The organism is Stenotrophomonas sp. (assembly GCF_032056425.1).
Taxonomy (GTDB): domain Bacteria; phylum Pseudomonadota; class Gammaproteobacteria; order Xanthomonadales; family Xanthomonadaceae; genus Stenotrophomonas.
This window is the reverse complement of the sequence record NZ_DAMBCN010000014.1, coordinates 10,652-28,281: the sequence shown is the minus strand read 5'-3', so window position 1 is coordinate 28,281 and position 17,630 is coordinate 10,652. Positions and strand designations below refer to the sequence as shown.

Annotated in this window: 13 protein-coding genes; 10 read left to right on the top strand and 3 right to left on the bottom strand. The window is 67.5% G+C overall.

Annotation, left to right across the window (positions count from 1 at the left end; all coding sequences use genetic code 11):
• Nucleotides 1-3: 3 nt before the first annotated feature.
• The 8 genes from RTY46_RS10885 (at nucleotide 4) to RTY46_RS10850 (ending at nucleotide 9,626) form a co-directional block, all read left to right on the top strand.
• A complete protein-coding gene (locus tag RTY46_RS10885) occupies nucleotides 4-1,032 on the top strand; it encodes an SIS domain-containing protein (protein ID WP_312708356.1) in 1,029 nt (342 codons plus the stop codon).
• Complete coding sequence (gene nagA, locus RTY46_RS10880; protein ID WP_312708354.1) at nucleotides 1,032-2,195, top strand: N-acetylglucosamine-6-phosphate deacetylase; 1,164 nt, start codon at nucleotides 1,032-1,034, stop codon at nucleotides 2,193-2,195. The genes RTY46_RS10885 and nagA overlap by 1 nt, the downstream gene beginning before the upstream one ends.
• The gene (locus RTY46_RS10875; RefSeq protein WP_312708426.1) at nucleotides 2,195-3,262 is read left to right on the top strand and encodes a heparan-alpha-glucosaminide N-acetyltransferase domain-containing protein; all 1,068 of its coding nucleotides are present in this window, start codon (nucleotides 2,195-2,197) and stop codon (nucleotides 3,260-3,262) included. Before nagA ends, RTY46_RS10875 begins: the two co-directional genes overlap by 1 nt.
• A 218-nt stretch (nucleotides 3,263-3,480) precedes the next feature.
• The gene (locus tag RTY46_RS10870; protein WP_312708352.1) at nucleotides 3,481-6,564 is read left to right on the top strand and encodes an autotransporter domain-containing protein; all 3,084 of its coding nucleotides are present in this window, start codon (nucleotides 3,481-3,483) and stop codon (nucleotides 6,562-6,564) included.
• A 110-nt stretch (nucleotides 6,565-6,674) separates the two neighbouring features.
• Nucleotides 6,675-7,709: a S41 family peptidase gene (locus RTY46_RS10865; RefSeq protein WP_312708350.1), complete on the top strand. Its 1,035-nt coding sequence runs from the start codon at nucleotides 6,675-6,677 to the stop codon at nucleotides 7,707-7,709.
• Nucleotides 7,710-7,848: 139 nt separating this feature from the next.
• On the top strand, nucleotides 7,849-8,802 hold the full coding sequence (locus RTY46_RS10860; protein ID WP_312708349.1) for a S41 family peptidase: 954 nt from the start codon (nucleotides 7,849-7,851) through the stop codon (nucleotides 8,800-8,802).
• 3 nt (nucleotides 8,803-8,805) lie between these two features.
• Nucleotides 8,806-9,141 carry a hypothetical protein gene (locus tag RTY46_RS10855; RefSeq protein ID WP_312708347.1) on the top strand — a complete coding sequence of 112 codons (336 nt, stop codon included), beginning with the start codon at nucleotides 8,806-8,808 and terminating at the stop codon, nucleotides 9,139-9,141.
• 50 nt (nucleotides 9,142-9,191) lie between these two features.
• A complete protein-coding gene (locus RTY46_RS10850; protein ID WP_312708345.1) occupies nucleotides 9,192-9,626 on the top strand; it encodes an SseB family protein in 435 nt (144 codons plus the stop codon).
• A 6-nt stretch (nucleotides 9,627-9,632) separates the two neighbouring features.
• Here the strand turns inward: RTY46_RS10850 and RTY46_RS10845 are convergent, their stop codons facing one another.
• Nucleotides 9,633-10,853, bottom strand: coding sequence for a multifunctional CCA addition/repair protein (locus RTY46_RS10845; protein WP_312708343.1), 1,221 nt, complete (start codon nucleotides 10,851-10,853; stop codon nucleotides 9,633-9,635).
• Nucleotides 10,854-10,979: 126 nt separating this feature from the next.
• Nucleotides 10,980-12,953, bottom strand: a complete 1,974-nt coding sequence (locus RTY46_RS10840; protein ID WP_312708341.1) for a transglycosylase SLT domain-containing protein — start codon at nucleotides 12,951-12,953, stop codon at nucleotides 10,980-10,982.
• Nucleotides 12,954-13,117: 164 nt separating this feature from the next.
• Between RTY46_RS10840 and RTY46_RS10835 the strand changes: the two genes are divergently transcribed.
• Nucleotides 13,118-13,525, top strand: coding sequence for a biopolymer transporter ExbD (locus tag RTY46_RS10835; RefSeq protein ID WP_312708339.1), 408 nt, complete (start codon nucleotides 13,118-13,120; stop codon nucleotides 13,523-13,525).
• Between the two features lie 52 nt (nucleotides 13,526-13,577).
• On the opposite strand, the gene RTY46_RS10830 is transcribed toward RTY46_RS10835, so the two are convergent.
• Nucleotides 13,578-14,468: a hypothetical protein gene (locus tag RTY46_RS10830; protein WP_312708337.1), complete on the bottom strand. Its 891-nt coding sequence runs from the start codon at nucleotides 14,466-14,468 to the stop codon at nucleotides 13,578-13,580.
• 259 nt (nucleotides 14,469-14,727) lie between these two features.
• Here RTY46_RS10830 and RTY46_RS10825 point away from each other — a divergent pair, with 259 nt between their 5' ends.
• A complete protein-coding gene (locus RTY46_RS10825) occupies nucleotides 14,728-17,586 on the top strand; it encodes a TonB-dependent receptor (protein ID WP_312708335.1) in 2,859 nt (952 codons plus the stop codon).
• Nucleotides 17,587-17,630 lie beyond the last annotated feature (44 nt).

Here is a 17,630-nt window from a genome sequence, read left to right as displayed (position 1 = left end):
GCCATGTCGCTGTCAGACCCCACCGCCACCCTGATGTTTGCCGAAGCCGCCGAAGCGTCCGATGTGGTCGCACGCCAGTTCGCCCGCAACCACGCCACCCTGGAAACCCTGGCCGCCAGCCTGCGCGCGGCGCCGCCGCCGTTCGTGGTGACCTGCGCGCGCGGCAGCTCCGACCACGCCGCGACCTACGGCAAGTACCTGCTGGAAACCCAGCTGGGCCTGGTGGTGGCGTCGGCCTCGCCGTCGGTGGGTTCGGTCTATGCCGCTCCGCTGCAGCTGCGCGGTGCGTTGTTCATCGTCATTTCGCAGTCGGGCAAGAGCCCGGACCTGCTGCGCAATGCCGAAGCCGCCAAGGCCGCCGGCGCACGCGTGGTGGCGCTGGTGAACGTGGAAGATTCGCCGCTGGCGCAGTTGGCCGACACGGTCATTCCGCTGCACGCCGGTGCTGAAAAGAGCGTGGCGGCGACCAAGAGCTACCTGGCGTCGCTGGCCGCGCTGCTGCAGCTGGCCGCGTACTGGAAGCAGGACAGCGCGCTGCGCAATGCCCTGGACCTGCTGCCCGACGCGCTGCGCGAGGCATGGCAGTGCGACTGGACGGCCCTGACCGACGGCCTGGTCGATGCGCACAACCTGTTCGTGCTGGGCCGCGGCCTGGGCCTGGGGGCGGCCCAGGAAGCGGCGCTGAAGTTCAAGGAAACCTGCAGCCTGCACGCCGAAGCCTACAGTTCGGCCGAAGTGAAGCATGGCCCGATGGCGCTGGTGGATCGCGGCTTCCCGGTGCTGGCGTTTGCCCAGCCGGATGAAACCGGCGCCGGTACCCGTGCCGTGGTGGATGAGTTCAGCGCACGCGGTGCCCAGGTGTGGCTGGCCGGTGCCGGTGGCAACCTGCCGGTGGCCGCTGCACCGCACCCGCTGTGCGCGCCGTTGCTGACGGTGCAGAGCTTCTACCGCGCGATCAATGCGCTGGCGCTGCGCCGTGGCTTCAACCCGGACCTGCCGCCGCATCTGAACAAGGTTACGGAGACGGTCTGATGGCGGTTGCCCCGCACAAACAGGTGCTGCGCAACGCGCGCATCCTGACCGGTGATGATTTCCGTGACGATCTGGCGGTCGTGATCGAAGACGGTCGCATCACCGGTCTGCTGCCCGATGCCGCCCCGCAGCTGGGCGCGGCCGGTGAACAGGTGGACCTGGGCGGTGGCTGGCTGCTGCCCGGCTTCATCGATGTACAGGTGAACGGCGGCGGCGGTGCGCTGTTCAACAACACGCCCGACGTGGCCGCGCTGCGCACCATCGCGCAGGCGCATCGGCGCTTCGGCACCACCGCGATGCTGCCGACGCTGATCAGTGACGATGTGACCGTGATGCGCGAGGCCATCGCGGCGATGCGCGATGCCATCGCGCAGGGCGTGCCGGGCGTGATCGGCATCCATCTGGAAGGCCCGTACATCGCCCCGGCGCGCAAGGGCACGCACGATGCCAGCAAGTTCCGCGTGCCCGATGCCGACGAGATCGCGCTGGCCGCCTCGCTGGACAACGGTGTGACCCTGCTGACCCTGGCGCCCGAGCGAGTGCCGCTGGAGACGATCCGCGCGCTGGTGGAGCGCGGGGTGATCGTGGCCGCCGGGCACACGGCCGGCAGCTATGAAGAGATCCGCGCCGGCCTGGATGCCGGCGTGCGCGGCTTCACCCATCTGTACAACGCGATGTCGCCGCTGCAGGGGCGCGAGCCCGGTGCAGTGGGTGCCGCGCTGGAAGACCGTGACAGCTGGATCGGCATCATTGTCGATGGCGTGCACGTGCACCCGGCCAGCCTGCGCGTGGCGCTGGCGGCCAAACCGCGCGGCCGCCTGCTGCTGGTGACCGACGCGATGCCGCCGGTCGGTGCCGACGACCCAAGCTACGTGCTGTACGGCGAAACCATCACCGCCGTCGATGGCGTGGTGCGCAACGCCGCCGGTGCGCTGGCTGGTTCGGCGCTGGACATGGCCACCGCCGTGCGCAACACCGTGCAGCTGCTCGGCCAGCCGCTGGCCGAGGCCGCGCGCATGGCCTCCACCTACCCGGCGCAGTTCCTCAACGTGGATGACCGCCTGGGCCACATCGCCGAGGGCTACCAGGCGGACCTGGTGCTGCTGGACGAGGCGCTGCAGGTGCGCGGTACCTGGATTGCCGGCCACTACGAGGCCGCATGATGGGGGCAGCGCCGTCGGTGCGGCTGGGCTCGATCGATGCCCTGCGTGGCCTGACCGTGGCCGGCATGCTGCTGGTCAACAACCCCGGTGATTGGAGCGCGGTGTTCGCACCGTTGCAGCATGCCGAATGGCACGGCTGCACGCCCACCGATCTGGTGTTCCCGTTTTTCCTGTTCCTGGTGGGCGTGTCGATGGCCTTCAGCGTGGCCCCACGCGCGCAGGACGCCGCTGCGCGCCCGGCCCTGGCCAAGGGCGTGCTGGAGCGCGCGCTGCGCATCGCCATCGCCGGCGTGCTGCTGCACCTGCTGGTGTGGTGGGCGCTGCATACCCATCACTTCCGCATCTGGGGCGTGCTGCAGCGGATTGCGCTGTGTGCGGCACTGGTCGGCGTGCTGGCGGTGTACGCGCGGCCGCGCACGCAACTGGCGCTGCTGCTGGCACTGCTGGTGGGTTATACGCTGCTGTTGCTGGGCAGCGGCGATCTGGCGCCGTTCACCAACCCGGCCAGTCGTCTGGACACGGCGTGGTTCGCACCGTGGATCTACCAATGGCAGCCTGAAACCGGCCTGGGACACGACCCGGAAGGCCTGTTGAGCACGCTGGGGGCGCTGGCCACCACTGTGCTGGGCCTGCTGGCCGGTGGCCTGCTGCGCGCTGGCCGCGCCGCTGCGCTGGCTGGGGCGGGCGTAAGCGGTGCCGTGCTGGGTCTGCTGCTGGCGATCGTGCTGCCGTTGAACAAGCAGCTGTGGACGCCCAGCTATGTGCTGTGGACGGGTGGCCTGGCCGCGGTCGCCTTGTGGCTGGGGCACGTGCTGATCGACCGCCGCGGTTGGCCTGCGTTGGGGCGACGTTTCGGGGTGAACGCGATCACCGCCTACCTGGGCGCGTCGGTGATGTCGGTGGCCTTGCTCGCAAGCGGAGCCTGGGGCTGGGTGTGGCAGCAGCTGTCCATCGCGATGCCTGGGGCGCTGGAGCTGGCATCGCTGCTGCAGGCGGCCACGTTCGTGGCGCTGTGGTGGGGCGTGGTGTGGTGGCTGGACCGGCGACGCATCTACCTGAAGATCTGACGCGGGCAGGAGGCACTGTGTGCCAACCCAGGTGGACATCTGCCCTGGATGGGCCTGAACGCTTTCATGCACATGCACGCCACGTGATGCATGCATTGCCTCACGCGTGAGGCGTGGTGCATCCGGCATAACGTCAGATCTGAATGTTTCACGGCGCCCCCGCAGCGCCAGCAGTGGCCGTATCCGCAGTTCCTGACTTTCCGTTCCAGGAGTGCCGTATGTCCCATGCAGAACTCTACCGCGTGCGTCGTTCGCCGTTGTTTCTGGCGTCGGCCTTGGCGCTGGCAGCACCACAGGCCTGGGCGGGCTGTGACATCACCGCGCCTGCCAGCGGCCAGACAGTCACCTGCGCCGCAGAGGCGCCCAATCCCAATGAAGTGCTGATCCGGGTGGGCGTTGGGGTCAGCAACGTCACCATCAACCTGCTGCCTGGCGCGATCCAGCGCAAGACAGGCGACAACGGCATCTACTTCGACCCCGGCAGCAGCGGCACGATCAACAATGCCGGCACCATCGAGGCGCTCACCGGGCCCTTTGCAGGCGTCAACACCAGCAGCGTGGCAGCGCTCAACAACACGGCCAGCGGCATCATCCGGTCAGTGACCAACCGCGGTGCATACATGCGGGCCGGCAGCAGTGTGGTCAACGATGGCGTGATCCAGGGCGGCCTGGACTATGGCATCTACTTCCATGGTGCAGGTGACAGCAGCGTGGTAAACCGGGGCACGATCAGCGCGCCACAGGGGGGTATTTCATTCGGCGCTGGCAATGACCGTCTCGATATGCAGGCGGGTCAGGTGGGCTTCGTGCGCCAGCAGGAGGGCAACGACGTGCTGCTGCTCAGTGGCGGCACCATCGACAGCGTCGACCAGGGTGATGGCGATGACCAGATGACCGTTCGCGGTGGCACTGTGAACGGCCTGGTCGTGCAGGGTGGCGGTGCCGACGATTTCGTCATGAGTGGCGGCATCATCGGCGCGCTGCAGCAGGGTGACAACATCGACACGTTCCGCATGAGCGGCGGTCGCATCGTGGGAGCCTTCGAGGACGGCGACCAGGCCTGGATGACCGGCGGCCGCATCGGCCGGGTCAACATGAAACTGGACAAGAACCTGTTCGACATGTCCGGCGGCACCGTGGACGGCAACGTGGTGACCGGCTTCGACACCGACACCGTCATCGTTTCCGGCACGGCCTACATCGGTGGCAACATCAGCGTCAGTGGTGGCGCCGACAGCGTCATCATCACCGGAGGGACGGTGCGCGGGCAGCTGCTGCTGAGCACCGGCAACGATACCTTCGACTGGAACGGCGGTGGCATTGTCTATGGCGCCATCGATGCCGGTCCCGATGATGATCTCGCCACGCTGACCAACCTCAACCAGGGCAACCTGGGCGCGGTGCCGCTGTTCGACGGCGGCAGTGGCAACGACCGGCTTGTGCTCAGCAACGTCAAGATGACCGGCGTGGGCCGCGTGCAGAACTGGGAATCGATCACCCTGGTCCGCAGCACCGAACTGACCTTCGAGGGCGATCTGCGGCTGGGCGACAGTGTAACCGGCACCGGCACGCTCACACTGGATGACACCAGCACGCTGTACGCGGGCAGTGGCTCCCATGCGGTTCGTCCGTTCAGCGGAAGCGCGCTGGTGAACGTGGTCAACGCCGGGCGCATCGATCTGACCGGCGTGGGTGCCGGCGATGTGTTCACGATACGCGGCAACTACCGTGGTGAAGGTGGCGCCCTGTATCTGCGCACCGTGCTGGGCGCGGACGATTCCGTTACGGACCGCCTGGAGATCGACGGCGGCGCGGCCAGCGGAACGACCGGTATCGGCATCCTCAATGCCGGCGGCGGCGGCGCGACCACCGCCGCCGATGGCATCCTGGTGGTGCAGGCGCTGAACGGTGCCACCACCGCGCCCGGTGCGTTCTCACTGTTTGCCCCGGTCTCGGCCGGGGCCTACGAGTACTTCCTGTTCAAGGGTGGGGTGAGCGCAGGCACTGGTGAAAACTGGTACCTGCGCTCCACGCGGGTGTCCGGACCGGTGGCCGCTGCCACCGGTACCGGCGTGAGCGCCGCGCCACCGCCGCCCACGCCGCCGGTGGCACCGCCCCCCGCGATGGCCCCGGCCCCGCCGCCGCCACCGGAGGGGGCCGCGGACCCGGACCTGACCGCGGCCGAGTCCGCCCCACCGCCACCGCCGCCGCAGCCAGCCGACGTTGCCCCGCCCAGCGACCTGCCGGTGCCCGAGGTGCCGGTCACCGGTGGCGCGCTGCCGGGTCTGGGGGCACCGCCCAGTGCGGGTGCGCGGCCTGCGCAGGGCGACGTAGTGCCGTTGTACCGACTTGAAACCGCCGCCTATGCGGTGGCGCCGCCGCTGCTGCGTGAGGCGTCGCTGGCAAGCCTGGGCACCTTCCACGAACGCCAGGGCGAGCAGCGCCTGCTGTACAACAACGGTGCCCTGCGTACGGCCTGGGGCAGACTGGTCGGACAGAGCAGTGACGTCCACTGGAAGGGGGATGCACACGCTGGCTTCAACGGTGATGTGATGGGCGTGCAGGCCGGCCTGGACCTTTGGGCCGCGGCCGGTGATGCACACCGCAACCAGATCGGCGTGTTCGTTGGCCGCACCCGCGCCGATGGCCGCGTCACCGGCCTGGCGCTGGGCTGGGAGAACGTGCAGGTCGGCCAGAGCCGTTTGGATGACAAGCATGTGGGCCTGTACTGGACGCTGAGCGGTAGCGACGGAGGCTACCTGGATGTGGTGGCGATGCAGAGCCGCTACGACGGCCGCATGCGCTCAGCGCGCGGGCTGGGCATCGATGTGCGCGGTGACGGCACGACCTTGTCGCTGGAAGCCGGCAAGCCCATGCTGCAGTTCGGGCAATCGGCCTGGTGGCTGGAGCCGCAGGTACAGGTGATCTGGCAACGCGGTTCGCTGGATGACCAGCGCGACGCGGTGTCTGCCGTCTCGTTCGACAGTGACAACGCCTGGACCGGCCGCGCCGGCCTGCGCCTGGCCGGTGATTATCAGCTGGCCGACAACGGCTGGCAGCCGTATTTCAAGCTGAATTACTGGCACGGCCGCTCCGGCGAGGATCGCGTGCAGTTCGATGCCGATGTGATCACCAGCACGCAACGCTCGCGCGCACTGGAAGCCGGCGTGGGTGTGGTCGCGCGCTTCAACCGCAGCATCAGCGCGTACGCCGTGGCCGACTACACGCGTGAGCTGGGCGGAAGCCGCAACGAAGAACGGCGCGTGATCGAAGGCAACATCGGCCTGCGCGCCGACTGGTAGCGCCGGGCGATGCCCGGCGGAATCTCAGGTGTCGACCTCGGTCTGAACACACCACGTCGCGCGACGTCCATGGGCGTATGCTCGTTCCATCTTCGGCGAAGGACCGTCGCATGCCCATGCGTTTCCGCTCCACGATTCTGGCACTGGCCGCAACGATGGCGGCACCTGCCCACGCCATCGAACTGCCCACGCGGCAGGCCCAGATCGAGCTGGTGGATATGCTGGAGCGCGAGGCGCTCTACCGTGATCGGGTGGACTGGCCGGAGATCCGTGCGCGCATGAGCGCGGCACAGGGCAACCCGGGAAAGATCCGCGACGTGCTGAAAGAGGCCGTCGGCCGCAGTTCAGGCGGGCACGGCGCCTGGATCAGCGCGGAGCGGATGCGACGGGAGGGCCAGCGCTCTGGCCGCGCCAACGCCGAGGGCGCAGCTGCGCCTGATGCGCGTGCTGTGCCAGTCCCCGCCGTCGACCCCCCGCGTCTGGATCCGCGTATCGGCTGGGTCAGCATCGGCGGATTCGCCATTGTTCCCAGTGCGGCCGCGCAGCAGCAGATGCAGGAACGCGCGTCGCGCTGGCAGGCTGCGATCCGTGAGCAGGACAGCGGCACGCGCTGCGGCTGGATCGTGGATCTGCGTGGCAACACCGGCGGCAACATGTGGCCCATGCTGCTGGGCGTGGCGCCGCTGCTCCGGATCACCGCTGGCGACAGCGAGACCGTGGGCGCGTTCGCCAGCGCCAATGGCCCGTCCCGCTGGCAGCTGTCACCCTCTGACGTGCGTCTGGGCACGCGCGTCATCGCTGATCTTGGCAAGCCGGGCTATCAGCTGAAACACACCGCAGCGCCCGTGGCCGTGCTCACCGGGCAGCACACCGCCAGCGCCGGCGAAGCGACGGCACTGGCGTTCCGTGGCCGCCCGCAGACGCGCAGCTTCGGTGAACCCACCCGCGGCGTGTCCACGGCCAACGTACTGCGATCGCTGGTCGATGGCAGTTCGCTGGTACTCACCACCCATGTGATGCAGGATCGCACCGGTCACGGCGATGGGCTGAAGATCGAGCCTGACCAGCACACCCGCAGCGGTGCAGCCACTCTGGCCGCTGCACAGGCATGGCTGTTGGCCCAGCCGGCCTGTGCTGGTCACTGACGGCGTTCACCGCTACGCTGCGGCCTTCACCATGGACAAGGAGTCGTCAATGAGTCTGCACGGATGCGCACGCGCGATCCTGCCAATGGCCGTGTTCCTGGCTTTTTCTGGTCCGGCCTCTGCAGCCGCGGATGCGACCGTGGAATTGCCTTCTGCCGAAGCACGCGAACAGATGCTGCACGTGCTGGAAACCCAGTCCCTGTACCGTGACCGCGTCGACTGGGCAGAGGTTCGCATGCAGTTGGCGGCCGCAGTTGATGACCGGGCAGACCAACGACGGATACTGGATGGCGCCGCCGCACGCAGCAGCGGTGGCCATGGCCGCTGGATCTCACCCGGCCAGCAGCGCGAGCGCTCTGCGCGTGCGCAGCGACTGAATGCGGCGCAGGGCACTGCATTGGCGGACCCGCCGAAGGTCGACGCGCGCATCGGGGTGCTGAAGGTCGGCCCCTTCCTGGAGGATCTGCAGCGCAGCGCGCAGGAGCGCTATGCGGCACGCAAGGCCCACGCGCTGGCGCTGCAGCAGCGCATCGTCGATCTGGATGACGGTACGCGCTGCGGTTGGGTGGTGGATGTGAGCAGCAACGGTGGCGGCAACATGTGGCCCATGTTGCTGGGGCTGCTGCCATTGCTGCAGGGGACGCCGGATGCACAGGGGGCACGGATCGGTGCCTTCCGCAGTGCCGATGGTCCGCAGTGGTGGCGGCAAGCGGAAGGCGAAGTGAGGCAGGACGGTGGGGAGACCTTGCGCTCGCGCCAGGCCGCCTATTCGCTGCGTGCGGGAAGCGCGCCGGTCGCCGTGGTGATGGGAGCGCGTACCGCGAGCGCAGGGGAGGCGGTGGCGCTTGCCTTCCGTGGGCAGGCGACCAGCCGCAGTTTCGGCCAACCCAGCGCGGGTTTGTCCACCGGCAATCGGCCCATGACGCTGGTGGACGGCACGACTCTGCTGGTGACCCACAACGTGATGACCGACCGCAGCGGCCAGGGCGACGGCGCCCAGCTGCAGCCCGACCAGGCGACCGCCAGCGGACCGGCCACCCTGGCTGCCGCCGAGGCCTGGCTGCTGGCGCAGCCCGCCTGCAGGGGCGGTTGATTGATGCTGCTGATCGGCCAGCAGGAACGGGTGGTGGTGGTCGGCCCGACCGAGGCCCACCACTGCCTGCGCTGCCGGACGGAAACCGAGTTCGTGCCGCAGCTGCGCTACCGCATGGCGCGCATTGATCTGCTGTTCGGCTTCGTCTACCAGCGCCGCTACGAACTGGCGTGCACCCGCTGCGGACATGGCTGGGTACTGGACACAGACACCTTGGACCAGCAGCTTGGCGGGGCGCCGATTCCATTCCGGCACCGTTTTGGCCTGCCGTTGATGCTGGTGCTGGTGGCTGGGCTGGCGATGGCGGGGTGGCTGTGGCGGCAGGGCTATCTGGCCTGAGGTCCCGGCCTGCTAAAGTGGTGCCCAGCAATCACGTACCGGAAGCGACCATGGACCACGACACGCCGTTTGAACCCACCAACGACCTGGAGGTCCGCCTGCTGCAGGCGCAGGACGGCACGCTGACCGCTGCCCAGTTCCTGGACGGCCTGCTGACCGCGCCGGTGTTCGTGCTGCTGGACAAGGCCATTGGCGAGGATGGCGCCTGGGACGAGAGCATTTCACCGCTGGTGCTGACCAGCGAGAGCGGCGAGCCGATGTTTGCCGTGTTCACCGCCCCCGAGCGGGCCGGGCTGTGGCACGAACAGTTGCCGCAGTTCGCCCATGCCATGCCGATTGCCGTGCACGCGCTGCTGTCAGGCATTGGCGAGGGGGTTGGCCTGGTGCTGAACCCTGGTCTGGACGTGGGCATGGAGATGATTCCCGATGCGGTGGCCCAGCTGAAGGAGCGCGCCGCGGCGATTACCCGCGGCATGGCGCACTGACCGCGCTCAGCGCGCCGCCGCAATCGCCTTCACCCGCGCCCTGGCCAACGCCTCGCCAATGGCCGGGCCTTTCAGCTGCGTGGTATCCAGGTCGCGCGCCTGCACCGACAACGCGGCCTGGTGCAGGCGCTTGAGCGTTTCCCCCTGCGGGTAATCGCTGTCTTCGAAACCCAGCCGGCCGCGCTTGTCAGCCTCGCAGCACAGCGCGATGCGCGCCACGCGCTCGGGCCGGCGCAGGGCATCGCAGCGGCCCAGTAGTTCCAGCACGGTGGCATCGCGCAGTTCGTCGATGCGGTGCACGTTCAAGTGCTCGCGGCAGACCGCCTCAGCCAGCTGCTGGTGTTCGGTGGGAATCTTCAGCCGTGCGCACAGTTCCTTCAGCGGCTTCAGGCCACGCTGCTCGTGCATGATGTGGCGCGGCCATTCGTCCTGCGGGGTCAGGCCCTTGCCGAGGTCGTGGGTGAGGGCAGCGAAACCAACCAGATCATCGCCCGGTGCCAGGCGTGCGGCCATGTCGCTGACCATTTCCTGGTGGATGCCCGTGTCGACTTCCGGATGGAACTCGGCGCGCTGCGGCACGCCGTACAGCGCTTCCAGTTCCGGCAGGATCGGGCCCAGCGCTTGCGCGTCGTGCAGCGTGCGCAGGAACGCGGAGGGGCGTTCGCAGACCAGCGCCTTGCGCAGTTCCTGCCACACCCGTTCGGGAACCAGGGCATCCAGTTCACCGCTGGCGGCCACCTCACGCATCAGCGCCATGGTTTCATCGGCGACGGTAAAGCCCAGCGGCGCGAAGCGCGCCATGAAGCGTGCCGCGCGCAGCACGCGCAGCGGGTCTTCCACGAATGCCGGGCCGACGTGCCGCAGCACGCGCTGCTGCAGATCGCGCGCGCCGCCGTAGGGGTCGACCAGGGTGCCGGTGTCTTCGTCGCAGGCAATGGCGTTGATGGTGAAATCGCGGCGCTGCAGATCCTCTTCCAGGGTGACTGCCGGATCGGCATCGACCACGAAACCGCGATAGCCGCGGCCGGATTTGCGCTCGGTGCGCGCCAGTGCGTATTCCTCACCCGTCTTCGGATGCAGGAACACCGGGAAATCGCGGCCCACGGCGGTGTAACCCTGCGCTTCCATCTGCGCGGGGGTGGCGCCGACCACCACCCAGTCACGGTCGCCGGCGGGGCGCTGCAGCAGGCGGTCGCGCACGGCGCCGCCGACAAGATAGATCTTCATGGTGAGGATGATCGCACGGGCGTATGGTGCCGCGCTGCGCGCTCGCCGGGCGTGGCCCGGCGCTACCGGTTCGGATGGCATTGCGGGGTAGCGCCGGGCCATGCCCGGCGGCACCCACCGCGTCGATCAATCCCCGCCCTGCTCGGCATTGGTGGCGCAGGCAAACGCCTTGCGCTTGTCCACCAGGCGGCCCATCAAACGGTCGCTGAGCGGCAGGGCATTGCCGTTGAGGCGCCAGTCGTAGATCACGCTGAAGGCCAGCACGCGGGCGACGTATTCGCGCGTTTCCTTGTAACTGATGGTCTCGATCCACAGGTCCGGGTCGAAGCCCGGGCGCTGGGTCTGCCAGCGTGCGGTCGGGGTCGGCCCGGCGTTGTAGGCGGCAATGGTCACGTAGGGCAACCCGTCGTACTTGTTCATCAGCTGGCGCAGGTACGCAGTGCCGATGGCGATGTTGGTGTCCGGGTCGTACAGGCTGTCGGCGCCGCCGTAGCCGGTCAGGCCGATCGACCTGGCCACGCTGGCACCGGTGGTGGGCAGCACCTGCATCAGGCCCATGGCATTGGCAGGCGAGCGCGCGCGCGGGGTGAAGGTGCTCTCGGCGCGGATCTCGGCGGCCACCCAGGCCGGGTCGATGGCGTTGCGTGCCGATTCGCGGCGGATGGTGCTGTCGTGGTGCAGCGGGAAGCGCAGGTCGTACAGGCGCTGCTCCTGCGGTTGTTTGCCCAGCGCGAACACGGCGCGGTCGAACCAGCCGTTGTCCTGCGCCACGCGCACGGCCAGCCGGCGCTGGGTGTCATCGAAGCGCGACAGGGCGCTGTTCCATTCGGCCACGGCCCAGCCGGTGCGGTCGATCTGGTACAGCGCCATGGCGCGCTGGATGGCCGGATCGCGGGCCACGGCGGCCTGCGCCTGGGCACTGTCGTTGGGCTTCCACGGGCACAGCGTGTACGCCTGCTGCAGCTTGTCGGCGGCCAGGAAGCCGTGGAAGGTGGGCGCGCGCGCGGCATCGCGGAACAACGTCTGCGCCTGCTGCGCCTGCCCGGTCTTTTCCAGCATGCGCCCTTCGAAATAGGCCCAGCGCGAGTCGCTGCGCTGCTTGCTGCCCATCTTGCGGATCGCGGCCAGCGCGGCCGGCCAATCGCCGCGTGACATCGCCTCGCGGGCGCGCCATTCGTGCAGGCGTTCGTCGTAGGCCGATTCGGGCACGGCGTTCAGGCGGCGCGCCGAATCCGGCAGGTACGACGCCACGGTCCACAGCGCGATCTGGTAGCGCACCTTGCCCTGCTGCTCGGCGCTCAGGCCCAGTGCCTGCGCGTACTGCGGCAGTTGCTGTTCGGTGGCGCCGGGGTCGGCCTTGGCCAGTTTTTCCAGGCCATCGGTGGCGATGCGGCGGCTGCGTTCGGTACGCGGCCAGTTCAGGGCGCTGGCGTTGGGGCGGTCGACAAAGGCGGCGTAGCTGTTGGCCTGGGCCAGCTCGGCGGCCGGCAGACCACGCGCGGCGCTGCGCATCACTGCCGGCTGCTGCGCATCGGCGGCCGCATCGATGCGTTCCCAGCGCAGGGCATCGCTCATGCCGCCCTGGGCCTGCAGTACGGCGAACACGGCGTCACAGGCATCGGGCAGCGACTTGCCGTTCCTGCGCCACAGATCCTGCGCTTCGCTGATCCACTGCGGGTCCACCTTGCCAGTGGCCTGGCGGGCGGTCAGCTGCGCGCAGCGCAGGCCCAGGTTTTCGGTCGGTGCCCAGTTGGCCAGCAGGGTGGGCCAGTCCTGGCGGCGGGCCACCGACGGCAGCCACACGCTGCGGAAGCTGTTGGCCACGGCCTGGCCGTCATAGCGCTTCAGGAAGGCCTGCGCCTGGCCGGTGTCCACGCTGTCGATGTTGCGCCGCAGTTGGGCGAACTCGACCCAGCCATAGGCCGGATGGCGGCTGAGCGCGGCGGCCTGGGACGGCACCAGTTGGCCGCGTTCGGCGGCGTCCAGCGCGGCCTTCAACTGGCCGCTCTGGGCATCAAGGGACTGGGCATTGGCGCAGCCGATCAGCAGCGTGGTGGCCAGCGGGAACAGGATCAGGGCGGTCGAAGAGCGTCGGGTCATGGGCCCAGCATAGCGGGCCCTGGCTGAATTCAGTTTCGCGCAGCGTGCACGTGTGGCGCAGGCAAACGGCGGCTGAACGCCCGCGTGCGCAGCACTGCCAGCGCGGGCAATCGGCCCGGTAAGTTCAGCCGCAGGGCAACCGGCCCGGCTGCAGGGAGCGGCACATGGGATTCGGTAGCGCAGGACGAAGCGGACCATTGGTTGAGATCAACGTAACGCCCCTGGTGGATGTGATGCTGGTGTTGTTGATCATCTTCATCGTGACCGCACCGATCGTGGCGCGGCCGATCGCGGTGGATCTGCCCCAGGCCACCGACGAGGCGGTGCAACGCCCCGACCCACCGCCGCCGATCGAGCTGCGCCTGGATGCGTCCAGCCAGCTGAGCTGGAACGGCCAGCCGATGGCCATGGGTGATCTGCAGCAGCGCCTGCATGCGCAGGCCGGCGAGCACGCAGGCAACCTGCCGGAGCTGCGCATCAGCAGCGACCCCTCGGCCGAGTACGAAGGCATGGCGCGCATTCTGGCCGCGGTCGAGGCCACGGGCATGCAGCGGACCGCGTTCGTGCGTTGACACGATACGACCGGCGTTGAGGGGTTCTGCTTCCTCAACGCCGGTCTGGCGCTCAGTACTGGCGGCAGTAGACCGTCCGGCCGTCCCAGCTACAGGACATGCGGCTGCTGTCGCCACGCTGCACGGGTACGCCATACATCTGGGCAGATCGCGCCCACCTGTCGAGATCGCCCTCTCGACCAAAATAATACTCGCCGGCATACGATGGAGCGGTGATCGGGTCAGCAATGGACTCGTCAGGAACCATGTTTCCGGTGCCGTCGCGGCTCTCTCCGTTCTGATACTTGGCTTCACCGACATTCTCGGGCGTGATTCGATAGAGCGTCTTCGATCCGTCCCGCCAAGTAATGATAATGGTGATCGATCCGCCGCCCTTCATGCTCGACCAGTTCAATGCGGCCTGTTGAATTGAAAGTGCAATGCCGTTCCAGGTCGGGCTGCCGGTATTCGCGCCGGCAAGTTCTGTGGCCAGATACTGTCCAAGTCGCGTTCGCATTGTGGCTGAATTGACGATATCGAACGTGGTGGATGATTTATAGGAATCCGGAAAGTTCACACCGTTCGAATTTCCGGGATTATCCGGGTGCAGTGTAACAACGGTCCCTCCGCCGGCGTTTGGCGAGGCATGGTTCCGCTCTTTTGCGAACGCTGAGGTGCCATCCAGGATGCGCAGGAACGCCATCTGGATCTGATTGGGCACCGGGGTGGGAAGGGCCCGCCATTTTCTGAACTCGCGATCGTATTCGACGTTGAATGCAGTAAGTCGTGCTCGCTCGAAGTCCATGACCACCGTCAGGCCAGCGCCCGATGGCAGCGCTGCATCCCGGGGGGACACACAGTTGTTGCATTCGACCAGCCCGCCCGCGCGGGCGTTGGTGGGCAATGACAGCAGGGCAATTGCAAGGAGCGCTGCGGGCAGCAGCACGGCACTGAGTGCTTTCACGATGGGACCTCGCGTTTAGCGTCGGAAGCATCAGTCTGTGATGAAGCTGCACGCAAGTTCGCTGGGACACTTGAGTTTCAAACAATTCCTAATCGTTCGCCACCGCTGAGGATACGGTTGGTTCATTCGTAAAAAGCACGTGAAAGAGTGTTCTTCATCACGTCGTAATTTTTACAGGTTGTTTACAAAGGAGACGCTGCCGCCATGCAGGAGGGAGCGCGGCAGTCACTGTCCCGACATTCCTTTGGAGAGAGAGCGAATGAAGTACCTGCATCACCGCCCGCTGGCGGTTGCCGTCGCCCTGTGCGTGACGGCACTGGCACCCTTGGGTGCCGCGGCCCAATCCACCACCGATCTGGACCGCGTTGAAGTGACTGGCACGCGCATCAAGCGCGCCGAAGTGGAAGGCCAGGTGCCGATCCAGACCCTGACCCGCAGTGAGATCGAGCGCACCGGCCTGAACTCCATCGGCGAGGTGCTGCAGCAGCTGACCGGTTCCGGTTCGGCGCTCAACGCCAAGTTCAATTCCTCCGGCAACTTCGGCTTCCCGCCGGACGGCAGCGGTGTGGGCGCCGGTTCGGCGCAGGTCGATCTGCGACACCTGGGTGCCAAGCGCGTGCTGGTGCTGGTCGATGGCATCCGCTGGGTCAACGAATCGTCTGCATCGGGCGTGGGCGCGGCCACCGATCTGAACACCATTCCGCTGGCGATTGTTGAACGCATCGAAGTGCTGGAAGACGGCGCTTCGTCGCTGTACGGCTCCGACGCGATTGCCGGCGTGGTCAACATCATCACCCGTCGCGATTTCGAGGGTGGCCAGGTCACCTTGAACTACGGTGAGTACAGCAAGGGCGATGGCACCCAGAAGGGCGTGGACCTGGCCTGGGGTACACGCGGTGACCGCTACAGCCTGTTCGTGGGCGGCAGCTGGACCAAGCAGGACGCGGTGTATGCGCGTGACCGCGAGCAGTCGCGCTTCCCGGTGCCGGGCACCGGTCTGGCCCTGGGCAGTTCGGCCACACCCGATGGCCGCTTCATCTTCACCGACCCCAACACCGGCACCACCCACGACCTGACCCCGAACGCCGGCACGCAGCCCACCTACAACGGCGGCGACGGCTGCGACCGTACCGATGGCTACCACTGCTTCGGCACGGCCGACCGCTTCAACTTCGCCGAATACAACATGGTGCTGACGCCGTCGGAGCGCAAAGGCATCTTCGGCCAGTTCCGCTTCAACTTCAGCGACAACGTGCAGTGGTACGTCAAAGCGCTGGGCAACCGCCGCGAATCGACCAACCAGGCCGCGCCGGAGCCGCTGTTCTTCGGTCCCGAAGCGGGCACCGGCAATCCGCTGGCCGACAACATCGTCATTTCCGCGCTGAACCCCTACAACCCGTTCGGCTTCACCCTGGACTCGTCGGACAACCTGATCATGATCGGCCGGCGCCCGCTGGAAGGCGGTGCGCGCGTATTCGAACAGAAGGTGGACACGCAGTACGTCGCTACCGGCCTGGAAGGCAATTTCCAGGCGGCCGACCGCCAGTGGTACTGGGACGTGAACGGCATGTACAGCAAGAACAAGGCCACCCAGACCAACTACGGCAGCTACAACATCTACAACGTGAACCTGGCGCTGGGCGATCCGGCCATCTGCGCGGCCACGCCGGGCTGCGTACCGCTGGACATCTTCGGCGGTGTGGGCTCGATCACCCCGGCCATGCTGCAGTGGATCCAGCCGGTGGTGCGCGACCGCAGCCAGAACGAACTGACCGTGTTCACCGCGAACCTGTCCAGCGAACTGTTCAACCTGCCGGCCGGTGCGGTGTCCTTCGCCACGGGTCTGGAGCACCGCAAGTACGAAGGCTGGTACCAGCCGGATCCGCTGACGGTGATCGGCCATTACAACGGCGTGCCGTCGCAGCCGACGTCCGGTTCGTACGACGTGAATGAAGCGTACCTGGAGTTGAACGTACCGCTGTTCGCCGCGCCGTCCTACGGCGGCAAGCTGGACCTGAGCGTGGCCGGCCGCTATTCGGATTACTCCACCTTCGGTGGTGAGTTCACACCCAAGTACGGCCTGCGCTGGCAGGTGACCAACGACTTCGTGCTGCGCACCACCTATGCCGAAGGCTTCCGCGCGCCGTCGATCGGCGAGCTGTATGGTTCGGCCGCGCGTGCCGACCTGCAGATCTTCGACCCGTGCTCGATCGGGCTGGGTGGCACCGCACCGCGTGGCAGCGCGGCCAACTGTGCCGCACTGGGCGTGCCGGCCGGTTTCCAGCAGGCCAATTCGCAGATCTCGGTGACCACCGGCGGCAACCGTGAGCTGGACCCGGAACGTTCGCGCAGCTTCAGCGCCGGCTTCGTGTGGAGCCCGTGGTTCGGCAACAACGCCAGCTGGTCCGAACGCTTCGACGTGGACGTGACCTTCTACCGGCACACCATTGACGGCGCGATCCAGGCCATCAACGCGCAGACCCAGCTGGACCTGTGCGTGGATACGCTGGACCCGCTGTACTGCGATGGCATCACCCGCGCCAGCACCGGCGGCATCAACGGCTTCAACAACCGCCTGACCAACCTGGGCTCGATCAAGACCGATGGCTGGGACGTGGACCTGCATTGGACGCTGCCGCAGAGCGCGGCCGGCCAGTTCAAGATCGGCTGGCAGAACACCTTCGTGGGCCGCTACGAAGCCACCGGCGCGGCCGGGCAGAAGCAGCCGCAGGGGCCGGGCATCGAAGTGGCCGACAGTTCCATTCCCGAATGGACCAGCAATCTGTCGCTGGGCTGGACGCTGGGCAACTGGAGCGCGAACTGGACCATGCGTCACATCTCCGAACTGACCGAAGACTGCGGCGACGCGGTGGCGTTCGCGGTGTGCAGCGACCAGGCTGCGGGCACCAACAAGCTGGCGGCCACCACGTTCCATGATGCGCAGGTGGGCTACCGGATCGAATGGATGAAGGGGCTGCAGTTGACCGCAGGCCTGAACAACGTGTTCGACAAGGATCCGCCCATCTGCCTGTCGTGCTCGTTGAACGGCTACGACGCCTCGACGTATGACATTCCGCGTGGCCGCTACTGGTACCTGCGCGCGGACCTGCGGTTCTGACGAGCGGGCACCGCGCCGGGATCAACCCGGCGCGGTGCTTGCTG

Coding starts and splice junctions, on each gene's coding strand:
- nagA (WP_312708354.1), top strand. CDS start 1,032: ATGGCGGTTGCCCCGCACAAACAGGTGCTGCGCAACGCGCGCATCCTG.
- RTY46_RS10885 (WP_312708356.1), top strand. CDS start 4: ATGTCGCTGTCAGACCCCACCGCCACCCTGATGTTTGCCGAAGCCGCC.
- RTY46_RS10850 (WP_312708345.1), top strand. CDS start 9,192: ATGGACCACGACACGCCGTTTGAACCCACCAACGACCTGGAGGTCCGC.
- RTY46_RS10840 (WP_312708341.1), bottom strand. CDS start 12,953: ATGACCCGACGCTCTTCGACCGCCCTGATCCTGTTCCCGCTGGCCACC.
- RTY46_RS10865 (WP_312708350.1), top strand. CDS start 6,675: ATGCCCATGCGTTTCCGCTCCACGATTCTGGCACTGGCCGCAACGATG.
- RTY46_RS10870 (WP_312708352.1), top strand. CDS start 3,481: ATGTCCCATGCAGAACTCTACCGCGTGCGTCGTTCGCCGTTGTTTCTG.
- RTY46_RS10825 (WP_312708335.1), top strand. CDS start 14,728: ATGAAGTACCTGCATCACCGCCCGCTGGCGGTTGCCGTCGCCCTGTGC.
- RTY46_RS10875 (WP_312708426.1), top strand. CDS start 2,195: ATGGGGGCAGCGCCGTCGGTGCGGCTGGGCTCGATCGATGCCCTGCGT.
- RTY46_RS10855 (WP_312708347.1), top strand. CDS start 8,806: ATGCTGCTGATCGGCCAGCAGGAACGGGTGGTGGTGGTCGGCCCGACC.
- RTY46_RS10845 (WP_312708343.1), bottom strand. CDS start 10,853: ATGAAGATCTATCTTGTCGGCGGCGCCGTGCGCGACCGCCTGCTGCAG.
- RTY46_RS10835 (WP_312708339.1), top strand. CDS start 13,118: ATGGGATTCGGTAGCGCAGGACGAAGCGGACCATTGGTTGAGATCAAC.